This is a genomic window from Candidatus Nitrotoga sp. 1052, assembly GCF_927312905.1.
GTDB lineage: Bacteria > Pseudomonadota > Gammaproteobacteria > Burkholderiales > Gallionellaceae > Nitrotoga.
The window spans coordinates 1-12,026 of sequence record NZ_CAKMHQ010000023.1 but is presented as its reverse complement, the minus strand read 5'-3'; the positions used below and the strand labels follow the sequence as shown (position 1 = coordinate 12,026).

Annotated in this window: 12 protein-coding genes; 10 read left to right on the top strand and 2 right to left on the bottom strand. The window is 49.6% G+C overall.

Going from position 1 to position 12,026, the window contains the following annotated elements:
- Positions 1–23: 23 nt before the first annotated feature.
- The 10 genes from vioA (at position 24) to MJ768_RS04775 (ending at position 9,488) form a co-directional block, all read left to right on the top strand.
- Complete coding sequence (gene vioA, locus MJ768_RS04820; RefSeq protein ID WP_239288471.1) at positions 24–1,133, top strand: dTDP-4-amino-4,6-dideoxy-D-glucose aminotransferase VioA; 1,110 nt, start codon at positions 24–26, stop codon at positions 1,131–1,133.
- On the top strand, positions 1,133–1,711 hold the full coding sequence (locus tag MJ768_RS04815) for an acyltransferase (RefSeq protein ID WP_239288467.1): 579 nt from the start codon (positions 1,133–1,135) through the stop codon (positions 1,709–1,711). Before vioA ends, MJ768_RS04815 begins: the two co-directional genes overlap by 1 nt.
- 4 nt (positions 1,712–1,715) lie before the next feature.
- On the top strand, positions 1,716–2,108 hold the full coding sequence (locus MJ768_RS04810) for a GtrA family protein (protein ID WP_239288465.1): 393 nt from the start codon (positions 1,716–1,718) through the stop codon (positions 2,106–2,108).
- Positions 2,105–3,133, top strand: a complete 1,029-nt coding sequence (locus tag MJ768_RS04805) for a glycosyltransferase family 2 protein (protein ID WP_239288463.1) — start codon at positions 2,105–2,107, stop codon at positions 3,131–3,133. The genes MJ768_RS04810 and MJ768_RS04805 overlap by 4 nt, the downstream gene beginning before the upstream one ends.
- Positions 3,120–4,718, top strand: coding sequence for a hypothetical protein (locus MJ768_RS04800; RefSeq protein WP_239288462.1), 1,599 nt, complete (start codon positions 3,120–3,122; stop codon positions 4,716–4,718). The genes MJ768_RS04805 and MJ768_RS04800 overlap by 14 nt, the downstream gene beginning before the upstream one ends.
- Positions 4,719–4,970: 252 nt before the next feature.
- Positions 4,971–5,228: a type II toxin-antitoxin system Phd/YefM family antitoxin gene (locus MJ768_RS04795; protein ID WP_239288461.1), complete on the top strand. Its 258-nt coding sequence runs from the start codon at positions 4,971–4,973 to the stop codon at positions 5,226–5,228.
- Positions 5,228–5,650 carry a type II toxin-antitoxin system VapC family toxin gene (locus MJ768_RS04790; RefSeq protein ID WP_239288460.1) on the top strand — a complete coding sequence of 141 codons (423 nt, stop codon included), beginning with the start codon at positions 5,228–5,230 and terminating at the stop codon, positions 5,648–5,650. The genes MJ768_RS04795 and MJ768_RS04790 overlap by 1 nt, the downstream gene beginning before the upstream one ends.
- Positions 5,651–5,897: 247 nt before the next feature.
- The gene (gene wecB / locus MJ768_RS04785; protein WP_239288459.1) at positions 5,898–7,010 is read left to right on the top strand and encodes a non-hydrolyzing UDP-N-acetylglucosamine 2-epimerase; all 1,113 of its coding nucleotides are present in this window, start codon (positions 5,898–5,900) and stop codon (positions 7,008–7,010) included.
- A complete protein-coding gene (locus tag MJ768_RS04780) occupies positions 7,007–8,314 on the top strand; it encodes a glycosyltransferase (protein WP_239288458.1) in 1,308 nt (435 codons plus the stop codon). The genes wecB and MJ768_RS04780 overlap by 4 nt, the downstream gene beginning before the upstream one ends.
- Before the next feature lie 25 nt (positions 8,315–8,339).
- Positions 8,340–9,488 carry a glycosyltransferase gene (locus MJ768_RS04775; RefSeq protein ID WP_239288457.1) on the top strand — a complete coding sequence of 383 codons (1,149 nt, stop codon included), beginning with the start codon at positions 8,340–8,342 and terminating at the stop codon, positions 9,486–9,488.
- 54 nt (positions 9,489–9,542) lie between these two features.
- Here the strand turns inward: MJ768_RS04775 and fcl are convergent, their stop codons facing one another.
- Together fcl and gmd are read right to left on the bottom strand one after the other, a co-directional pair.
- Positions 9,543–10,475 carry a GDP-L-fucose synthase gene (gene fcl, locus MJ768_RS04770; protein ID WP_239288528.1) on the bottom strand — a complete coding sequence of 311 codons (933 nt, stop codon included), beginning with the start codon at positions 10,473–10,475 and terminating at the stop codon, positions 9,543–9,545.
- Positions 10,476–10,479: 4 nt separating this feature from the next.
- Positions 10,480–11,565: a GDP-mannose 4,6-dehydratase gene (gene gmd, locus MJ768_RS04765; protein ID WP_239288456.1), complete on the bottom strand. Its 1,086-nt coding sequence runs from the start codon at positions 11,563–11,565 to the stop codon at positions 10,480–10,482.
- Positions 11,566–12,026: the final 461 nt, after the last annotated feature.

The following is a 12,026-nucleotide window of genomic DNA, read 5'->3' as shown; positions in this document are numbered from 1 at the left end:
GTCTACTTACGAGGGTTGTTGAAATGAAAAAAAATATATATGTAACTCAACCATTTATGCCGCCGCTGGAGGAGTTTATTCCCTACCTTTCCGAGATATGGGAGTCGAAGTGGCTGACCAACGCAGGCCCATTCCATCAGCAGCTTGAACGCGAACTTGCTGAGTATCTTGGTGTTGAGCATTTATCACTATTTACAAACGGTACGATTGCCCTTGTTACTGCATTGCAGTCACTACGTATCACTGGTGAGGTGATTACCACGCCTTATTCATTTGTAGCGACCGCGCATTCTCTTTTGTGGAACAACATCAAGCCTGTTTTTGTGGATATTGATCCGGTTTCGTTCAACCTCGACCCGGAAAAAATCGAGTCGGCGATCACCACCTTGACCACTGCGATCATGCCTGTGCACTGTTATGGGAATCCGTGCGAGGTGGAGCGAATTCAGAAAATTGCAGATGCCTATGGGTTGCGGGTCATTTACGATGCAGCACACGCTTTTGGAATTCGCTACAAGGGAGAATCGCTGCTCAAGCATGGCGATTTGTCTGTTCTGAGTTTTCATGCAACCAAGGTCTTCAATACCTTTGAGGGAGGGGCCATCGTCTGCCCTGATGCGAAGACAAAACAGCGGATTGATTATCTGAAGAATTTTGGTTTTGCTGACGAGGTGACTGTGGTTGCCCCCGGAATCAACGGCAAGATGAATGAGGTGCAGGCCGCCTTTGGCTTGCTTCAGCTTCGATATATCGATTCGGCGATCAGCGCAAGGCAGCACGTTGATGAGCGATACCGGAATGGACTGGCCGATATTGCTGGTATATCGGTTTTCAAGTCAGTCACTGACAGTACGCAGAACTACTCGTATTTTCCGATTCTCGTGGATGATGCTTATCCGATGTCAAGGGATGCTCTTTACCAGTTATTGAAAGATCAGGGGATTCTGTCTCGCCGCTATTTCTACCCGTTGATCAGTGAGATGCCGATGTATCGCGGTCTGCCGTCGGCTGCACCAGGCAGACTGCCCGTTGCAAAGTGTATTTCAGAACACATTTTGTGCCTGCCTATCTACCCTGATCTTTCTTTATCCGATCAGGATAGGATTCTGGACATCATACGGGGCGGAAGGTGATGTCCTACTATTTAGAAGACGAATTACAGTCTTTAGGTTTTCGCTCTGTCGGGGAAGGCGTTCTGCTTTCTCGCAAGGCTTCAGTGTATGGGGCCAATAATATTTCAATCGGCAATCATGTGCGAATTGATGATTTTTGTGTTTTATCGGCTGGTGAGGGCGGGGTCTTGCTGGGGGATTACATCCATATTGGCGTGTATAGTTCGATTATTGGAGGCGGTGCTGTGATACTGGAGGATTTTATTAATATCTCCTCACGTGTCAGCATTTACTCGAGCAACGATGATTATTCGGGAGCAGCAATGACAAATCCAATGGTGCCTGCCCGTTATACCAACATGCAGGTCGCGGATGTGAAGATTTGCAAACATGCAATTGTCGGTAGCGGTGCGGTAATTTTGCCGGGCATTACGATTGGAGAAGGGGTTGCTGTTGGCGCACTAACGCTGGTAAATCAAAACTGTAATCCTTTTGGTATATATACTGGCGTCCCAGCGCGACGGACCAAGGAACGCAAGACAGATTTATTAGAGCTGGAGCGACAATTTCGGCAGGAGCTGGAACAATCCAGCAGGTAATATTGTGAAACTTGTAAACATAAATGCCCGTACCGTACGGTATCTGCTCATCGGTCTTTACAACACCGCCGTAGGGTATCTACTTTTTGGTCTAGTAAATTATATTCTGGGTGAATCTACTCACTACCTAGTTATACTTGGAATAAGTTTTATGCTCTCTCTTACACATGCTTACATTGGTCAACGCTTTGTTGTGTTTCGTTCGACCGCTCCATGGTGGAACGAATATTTGCGATTTTTTATTGTGAATCTCTCTGGAATGGCGAGCAATGCGTTGTTGTTGATTCTCTTTGTGGAGTTGGGGATGGGACTGATGGTTGCTCAGGCCATTTCTGTGCTAATCGTGACGGTGTTTTCCTATTTTGGTCACCGACATTTTTCTTTCAGGTCTGCATGAATAAAAATAATTCTAGTATCACTTCCTTAGGCCAGCGAAAGCGAGTTTCAGTTGTCGTTCCGGTTTACCAGAACCGCGAGACTGTGAGCGAAACCTGTCTGCGGATTCTTCAAGTCAGGGAGCAAAGTTTCCCTCATCTGGATATTGAAATCGTATTCGTAGATGATGGGTCTCAGGATGGTTCGTGGGAGGAGTTGGAGCGTGTTCGGGCGGGAAACCCGGATCATGTAAGCCTGGTTAAACTTTCCAGGAATTTCGGACAGGTTAGTGCAATTCTCGCGGGTTATGAGGCTGCCCAAGGGGATGCTGTCATTACCATTTCGGCTGATCTTCAGGACCCTGTCGGGGTTATGGTGCAGATGGTTTCCCAGTGGGAAACGGGGCAGGAAATCGTGATTGCTCACCGGGAAAGTAGGGACGATGATGTGGCCGCTACCCTGTTTTCTCGGATCGCTTACGGTTTTGCGCGGAGAGCGAATCCGCGCATCCCTGCAGGTGGGTTCGATTATTTGCTACTGAGTTATCGAGCAACTAAGCTATTGCGTTCTTTCAATGGCCGGCATCGTTTTTTTCAGGGCGATGTACTTTGGCTTGGCCTGCCCACTGTTTTCATACCCTATGCACGCGAGCGAAGAACACATGGCAAATCGGGGTGGACGTTTGCGAAAAAGTTTAAATATTTTACCGACCTGATTCTCGATTCTTCATATCTGCCTATCCGCTTGATGTCCAGTCTGGGCTTCCTGACAGCATCGGCAGGCTTGATATATGCAGTGGTGATTGTAGGCGCTTGGTTTCAGGGTCAGACGCCATTCGCCGGCTGGGCGCCCATCATGGTTACACTTTTGATTGTGGGCGGTTTGATTATGATGATGCTCGGGATAATCGGAGAATACCTCTGGCGTATCTACGACGACGTGAAAGAAAGGCCTTTGTACATTGTTGAGCGGCAATTGCCGATGAGCGGTTCGCGTTCGTCACAATTTTCTACAAGCTCAGGAACAGATTGTTATGAAAAGCATTGAGAAGTGGGTGGTCGCGGCAACGTGCGTGGTTCTTGTTGTAGTCTTTTCAAATTTTTTCTATCGCATCACGGCGCTTAAACACCTAGATTCCGTTTTCCTGTTTGAAAGTTCCCTGAGCGTTCTCGAGAGCGGTCAACCCACATCCAGAACGGTAGCCTCTTGGCCCGATGCGCTGAAGACATTGAAAGTGCCCGTCGAAACGCTTTGTCAGTCAGATTTAGAAATGAAGAAGCCGCTGGCATATAACGTCCTCGATAACCATGCCTATACCGCCCTTTATCCGATCTCGCTCCTTACTGCATTCGCTGGCCCTGAACTTACGTTTGCATTCTTGAACGCGCTGGCACATGTTCTGTTACTTATCATACCTTTTGTTTTTTTAAGAAAGCAGGGGGGGCAGGGATTGCCCAGCCTGGCTTTTGTGCTGTGCGTGGCGCTCTATCCGGCATGGTCTTATTCGGCTGTTGGTGATTATTACCTTGACAGGTTGTACATGCCGTTTGCCTTGTTGTCGCTTTATTTTATGCACGCTATTGTTTGCAGGGATGAGGAGGAGACGGTCAGGCGCCTACTGGCAGGTTTTGTTGCATCGACTATTGTGGCTGCCTTGTTCACGGAACGCGCCGCCATCATGATGATGGGTGAGATCGTATTTTTCCTGCTTTTTTTCCCACAGGTGCGAAAGTCCACCGAAATCAGGAATTCCATGCTGGCACTTCTCATGCTTCTTGGAGCGTACCTTTTCTTTTATTTCAGGTTTGTTTTTGAAGGTATTGAGGGAGGTGGGGGGCTGCTCGACAACGCCATGGTGATTTTGCACGATCCCCTGCAGAGGCTGCAGGCCCCGGGGTTGGTGCCATTCATGTTGGTTAATCTGCTCTTCATGGGGATTTTTGCTCCATTTTCTGGCTTCCGCTATTTTGCCCTTGGAATTGCGGTAATGATTCCAAGTTTTCTGATTACCGTTGGCGGTGCGGAACTGAACGGATGGTCGACGCATTATCACGCGATGTATTTGCCATTTCTTATCTTTGTGGCATCGATTGGTTACCTGCGGCTGATTAACCGTTTTAATGCGGGTATCTGGCACGCTGCCTTGCCGCTTATAGTTGGTGTCTACGTTCTTCTGGTAGCTGGTTACCTCAATCCCTATACGGGAAAATTCGAAAAGAGTTTTCTTGCTTCCGTTAAAAGCGGTGTTCTTGGAACAATCTCTCGTTATTACGCTGACCCGCAGCATTCTTACGAGAGATTTGCGGCAGGTTTACTCAGATCTCTGGATGCGCTTATTCCACAAGGTTCAAGGGTAAGTGCCATTGAGGGGGTGATGCCTGTGCTTTACAGGTCGAGGTCTCTTTCCATGTACCCTATTGATATGGACAGTGCAGATTATTTGGTGATTTCGGGTGCTGCCTCTGATGGACAGGTAACCTCGGTGTCCGGTGCCACAAGCTATCTCGGGCAAATGCAGATGGAAGCATTAAATCGGTGTTTGTCGCAGAGAATGATCGGGAAAGGTTTCGTGTTGTTTAAGGACATGCCATCGATTGGTGTGCTTGTTTTTAAGCGCATTCAGGGTAATTGACTCGGTGGTGATCACAACAAAAGGGGTGGTGATGAACCATAAAGTTATTTGTGTCGTTGGAACACGACCAGAGGCCATAAAAATGGCTCCAGTCATCCTCGCGCTAAAGAAGACTACGATAAAAGGTGGCTGGGACGAATTAAACTCTATCAAACCATCCGAGCTACCCTTGTAGCAACGAAACACAGAAGTCAATTGCTTTCGACGCCATGATGTAGTAACGTATCTACATTAATGCAGGAGGTTACCACCATGACTATCACTACCCTTTCTAGCCGAGAGTTTAACCACGATGCAAGCCGGGCCAAAAAGGCCGCTCGTAGCGGTCCGGTGTTCATTACCGATCGCGGCCGTCCCGCGCATGTACTGTTGACCATTGAGGATTACCGCCGGCTCACCCACAGCCAGTCCAGCATCGTTGAGTTGTTGGCGATGCCCGTGGGTGGCGACATCGACTTTGAGCCTGCCCGCTTGAGCGGCCCCTTGTATCAACCGGCGGACCTGTCCTGATGTACCTGCTCGATACCAACGTCGTTTCCGAGCTGCGCAAAGCCAAGGCGGGCAAGGCCGACAAAAACGTTATCGCGTGGGCAGCCAGCGTGTCTGCGAATAGCCTGTTTCTGTCGGTCATCACCATCCTGGAACTAGAAATTAGCATCCAGTTGGTCGAGCGGCGCGATCCTACTCAGGGAACCCTGTTGCGGGCTTGGCACGAGGGCCAGGTATTGCTGACGTTTTCGGGGCGGATTCTCCCGGTCGATGTGCTGGTCGCGCAGCGCTGCGTCAAATTGCACGTGCCCGATCCCTGCTCCGACCGCGATGCTCTGATAGCTGCCACGGCGCTGGTGCATGGCATGACCGTGATCACTCGCAACATCGCCGACTTTCAGGCAACAGGAGTTGGGCTCTTGGATCCATGGGACACCCGTTAGCTGGCTGTTGCTGATTATGCTGTTTTGACCAGAGTTAGCCAACCTGATGGATATTTTTACTACGCGGGTGCTGTGAGCTATGTTGGCGAATTTCAAAAATGCAGATATTTGCTACCGAAAGACCCAAAAAAGTAGGCTTTAACGCGGATGAGCCCCCGCTCTTACTTGGCAATATGGCTGTTTTAGAACGACAAAAAAATTGACCGCAACTCATAGTTGAGCGGCCTCGCTTCACTGGATAATGCCTATGAACCATAAAGTTATTTGTGTCGTTGGAACACGACCCGAGGCCATCAAGATGGCACCCATCATTCTCGCTCTCAAGCGAGAACCAACATTGGATGTGCGTGTGCTGGCAACTGCACAGCACCGCCACTTGCTGGATCAAGTGATGAAGGTGTTCAATGTGGAACCTGATATTGATCTCGATATCATGCGGCCAAATCAGGCATTGACTACGCTCACGGCACGACTGTTACTCGATCTGGATGATGTGCTACTTGCAGAAAATCCCGCTGTTGTTCTCGCCCAAGGTGACACAACTACCGTAATGACGGTGGCTCTGGCCTGTTTCTATCACAAGATTCCATTCGGACATGTAGAGGCTGGCCTGCGTACCTGGGATATGCAGAATCCGTTCCCGGAAGAAATGAACCGCGTCATTGCCGGGCGGCTGGCGAAGTGGCATTTCGCACCTACCGAAAGCTCGCGTCAGAATTTGTTGCGTGAGGGTGTATCGGATGCGGATATTGCAGTGACAGGCAACACGGTGATTGACGCACTGCTCAGTGTGGCGGACCGGGATGTGGAACTGCCGGTTGTGCTTGACCCGACCAAGCGGTTGATTCTGGTAACGGCACACCGCCGGGAAAATTTTGGCGAACCTTTCGAGCGAGTTTGTCGTGCGCTGCTTACATTGCTGGAGCGCAATCCGGATGTACAGGTATTGTATCCCGTGCATCCGAACCCCAATGTGCATGAGATTGCTCATCGGTTGCTGGGGAAACACCCCCGTGTGGTGTTATGCGATCCCTTGGATTACCTGCCTTTTGTGGCGGTAATGAAACGTGCGTATCTGATACTGAGTGATTCGGGTGGTGTGCAGGAAGAGGCACCTGCTTTGGGGAAACCAGTGCTGGTGCTTCGGCACGAGACCGAGCGTCCAGAGGCTGTTCAAGAAGGCGTGGTGAAACTGGTCGGTACTGATTTCGACGCAATCGTTTTAGAAGCGCAGCGTCTGCTGGATGATGAATCTGCCTATCGTGCTATGGCGCGGGGTGTCTCACCTTATGGGGATGGTCATGCGGCAGCGCGCATCGTTGCGATCTTGAAGGACGCTTTGGCCGGGCCGTTGACTTGAAAGTTCTGTTAATTGCGTACGAATTTCCTCCGATTATTGCGGCGCAGTCCATTCGATGGTTTTATATAGCGAACGGTCTTGCCGAATTGGGAATAGAGCTGCATGTTCTTTGCCCGGAAATGTCTGCAATGCCAGATTTCCCAGTTGGTCTGCACGACAAGATTGTCTTGCATCGGGTCTGGCCCGGGCCTTTTACCGGGATTGCCCAAGAACTGAAGCGGCGGCGCTTGACGCAATCAAAACCGCTTCCCGCAGTTGCCGACGTGCAGCCGTTGGCGCGGGTTGAAACTTCATTGCTGCCCTCATCGAGAAATTCATTTACATCGCGCATATCCATTTTGTTGCGGCGCGTTTTGAATGCGTTGATATTTCCGGATCTGCGTACAGAGTGGTATCCATTCGCTCGCAGCAAGTTGTCTGCCCTGCTCGCTCAGCATCAATTTGATGCAGTGATCAGTTCGCATGAACCTGGGGTGGATATTCTTCTTGGATTGTTTGCCCGGAAAAAATCCGGCGCCAAATGGATTATTGATCTGGCTGATCCGATTCTCGCGCCGTATACGCCGCGCTGGCGCCGCAAGGCGGATTCCGCCTTCGAGGGCTATGCGTTGAAACAGGCTGATCGGGTTGTTTTGACGAATGAGCATGTGCAGGATCTGCTTCGAAGTCGACATCACATTACGGACCCGCAAAAATTCATTTGTGTGCCGCAGGGATTTTCCGTGCAGAGTGCGACTGCGAGCCGAACAGTTGATGTATTGCCGGCCGGCAGCATGAATATCGTATTTACCGGTACTTTTTATTCCGACTTTCGCAGCCCGGAAATTTTTTCAAGAGCAATGAGGCGTCTATCTGCGAGCGATGTGAGCTTGACGATTGTCGGTGACAACGCCGCGTTTGAAAAGATATTCTACGGCATCCCAAATGTTCGCTTCATAGGAAAAATTGATCATTTCGCGTGCGTAGAATTGCAGCATCAAGCCGATGTCCTGCTGAATATCGGGAACCTGCAGGCCTATCAGTTGCCGGGAAAGATATATGAGTATCTTGGTGCGGCAAAACCTGTGCTGCATATCAAGACGGGGAGGGATGATCCGGGCGCGCAATTGATACAGACCGTGAAGGCCGGGGTAGTGGTTGAAAACACCGAAGATGCAATTGCCGACGTACTCAGTATTCTTCGTAATGATTGGCGCAACGGCAAGCTCCAGAATTCTTTTTGCGCTGACCGCGTGGCCATTGAGTGCTACTCGTGGGAGCATCGTGTGCTGGCGTACAGAGACATCCTGTATGGTTGGGACTGAACACGTATTTTTGAAGAATGACCATATGAGAAAGCCCCCATACAGCGGTCGATTCATTCTTTATGACTATTTCCAGGTGGCTGGCGGGGCAGAGCGGGTGACGGTAATGCTGGCTGAGGAGTTTGCCGATTATCGTGTGGTGATATCGCGCTGCTATCCGGATTTTTTGCATATGAGCGGCGAGGAAAGTATTGATGCGATTTCATTGTCGTCCGGCGTGGATCGCTGGTTTGGACGTATCGCCGGCGCGATGTTAAATTTCAGGTTTCGCACCGGTTTTTTGCGCGATGCCGAAACGGTTATATATAGCGGTTTTTATGCGCCCCTGGCGGTGAAAAATCAGCGAACCGGCCAAAAAATATACTATTGCCATACGCCGCCGCGCTACTTGTACGATTTGAGAGATGTATATCTTGCGCGCGCATCATGGTTTATGCGGCCGATGTTGAAGGTATTTTTTGGCTTGGTGCGCCGGGAATACGAGTTGTCCTTGCATCAGATGGACCAGATCATCGCGAACTCGCACAATGTGCAGGGACGGCTGAAGAATTATCTTGGACTGGATTCAGTAGTGATTTATCCGCCGGTTGATGTCAAACGGTTTCACTGGCTTGGGACCGGTGATTATTATTTGTCTCTGGCGCGGCTGGAACCAAACAAACGGGTTGATGTGATCATCGAAGCGTTTCGAAAGATGCCGGACAAACGTCTGGTAGTGGCATCGGGTGGATCGGAAAATGAGCGGCTGCGTCAATTGGCAAACGGTGTGCCAAATATTCATTTCACCGGATGGCAAACCGAGGCGCAGTTGCTGGATTGGATCGGCAACGCTCTGGCTGCAATTTATGTTCCCGTCGACGAAGATTTTGGCATGTCGCCAATCGAAGCGATGGCTGCCGGTAAACCGGTAATTGGCGTGGCCGAAGGTGGACTGCTTGAGACTATCGTGGATGGCGAGACTGGATTTTTGCTGCCTGCGCCAGTGTCGGTCAGCGCCATGTGTGCGGCTGTGAGTCGCCTGTCACAGGGCGTGGCACTTGAGATGAGGGATGCCTGTGAAGCGCGCGCTCAGATGTTCTCGAAAGAGATTTTCCTGGGCAAAATGAGAGACGTTATTAGTGGATCCAACAAAAGCAAAAGTGAAGCGCGGTTAGGTGCCGAAGATCAGCTTTAGAATTGATAGTTGAGATGGAATGACGATTGCAACTAGTGAATCAATAGACATATCTTATTGTCTGTCATGTGTCGTAAAGTCTTTATATGCCTTGGCAATTCCTTCACGTAATTCAGTCTTTGCTTGCCAACCCAAGGCACGCATCCGATCGACGTTCAACAGCTTGCGTGGTGTACCATCAGGTTTGGAAGTATTAAACACGATCCCGCCTTTGAACCCAACCACACTCATCACGGTTTCAGCCAATTCACGAATCGTTACATCCTCACCCGTGCCTACATTGAACAAGCCATCGGCAACACCATTTTCCATCAGAAAGACGCAAGCATCCGCCATGTCTTCTACATACAGGAATTCCCGCATCGGCTTGCCGCTACCCCACACCACGAGTTCTTTGTCGCCACTCAGTTTGGCATCGTGCGCCTTACGAATTAGCGCTGGCAGTACATGACTGTTGTTCAAGTCATAGTTGTCATTAGGTCCATAGAGATTGGTGGGCATCACCGAAACATATTGGGTGCCATACTGGCGGTTGTAACTTTCACACAGCTTGATGCCCGCAATTTTGGCAATCGCATAAGGCTCGTTGGTTTGCTCCAGAGGGCCGGTCAACAGGTATTCCTCCTTGATTGGCTGCGGACAATCTCGTGGATAAATACAGCTGGAGCCGAGGAACAGTAAACGTCGCACCCCAGCCTGCCAGGCCGCATGCACGATGTTCGCCTCCATCATTAAATTCTGGTAGATGAAATCGGCGCGACAGGAATTGTTTGCATGAATACCCCCCACCTTGGCGGCAGCCATAAAAACGTAATCAGGCTTTTGCTTCAGAAAAAATTCAGCAACTGCAGACTGGTTCGTCAAATCCAGATCAGCGTGTGCTCTGGTCAAAATATTGGCGTAATCGCCAGCCTGCAAACGGCGCACAATAGCCGAGCCCACCATCCCGCGATGGCCAGCCACATAAATTTTGGCTTGCTTGTCGATCGGATTATTCGTGATAATCATACGCTGAGAACCCGTGCTTCTTGACCAGTTCGTCTCGTTCAGCGCCCTTGAGGTCTTCTCTTACCATTTCGGCCACCAGCTCCTTGAAAGTGATTTTTGGCGTCCATCCCAGCTTCTCTTTCGCCTTGGTCGCATCCCCCAGCAAGGTTTCGACCTCGGTCGGCCGAAAATAGCGTGAATCAACTGCCACGATGCATTTTCCTGCTGCATCATAGCCTTTCTCATCTACGCCCGTTCCCTCCCAATGTATTTGGATGCCGAGTTCTTCTGCTGCCGCAATCACAAAATCACGCACACTGTATTGCACACCGGTGGCGATGACAAAATCTTCAGCTTTGTCCTGTTGCAGCATCAGCCATTGCATTTCAACATAGTCTTTGGCATGTCCCCAGTCACGTAAGGAATCCAAATTTCCCAGAAAGAGGCAATCCTGGAGATCCAGCTTGATGCGCGACAAGGCGCGGGTAATCTTGCGGGTAACGAAGGTTTCGCCGCGTATGGGAGATTCGTGGTTGAACAAGATGCCATTGCAGGCATAAATGCCATAGGCCTCACGATAATTGACGGTTATCCAGTAGGCATATAATTTGGCCACTGCATAAGGTGAGCGTGGATAAAATGGAGTGGTTTCCTTTTGTGGCGATTCTTGCACCAAGCCATATAGTTCAGAGGTCGAAGCTTGATAGAAACGTGTTTTCTTTTCTAAATGCAGAATGCGAATGGCTTCAAGCACACGCAAGGCACCTAATGCATCGGAGTTGGCAGTATATTCCGGCTCTTCGAACGACACAGCCACATGGCTTTGCGCGGCTAGGTTATATATTTCGTCTGGTTGAACTTGCTGAATAATGCGAATCAGACTGCTTGAGTCAGTCATGTCACCGTAGTGCAAAATGAAATTGCGATTGCTGACATGAGGATCTTGATACAAGTGGTCAATGCGGTCTGTGTTGAACAAAGAAGCACGGCGCTTGATGCCATGCACGATGTAGCCTTTTTTCAACAGAAATTCGGCCAGGTAAGCGCCGTCTTGTCCTGTCACACCAGTGATTAGAGCGATTTTTTGCATAGAAGGTAATACCTGACAATATTCATAGCCAGCCATACAGTCTTGGTAGATATGGCCGTCAGTGAAGAAATAGTTGAAAAATGATACCGAATAATTGATGGTGAGTAAGCGGGAATTACATTACTGGCCGAGATGCACATGTTATCAATGATTGTCTCAATTTTTACTTGAGCACGCCGAGCCAATAATATGTGGCGGATTCAGGTTTGAAGGATGCTTCGAAAATCAGTAATGGCCATCGAAGCAGTGGTCACCTTGTTCAAAATGCCGAAATTCTTCAGGTTGCTGAAAGAAGAGGCTATGGCATCTCTTGATGCGCCGATGACCTCATATCCTTTGTCAAGCGAAAGTCTGTAAAGATATGCGCCATCCTGTCACCTCACTTCATAAATCAGCGCCCTAATTTTTGGTTCATCCGACTTTCCTATGGGTAGCCTGAACCGGATACAGATCAAGACCGC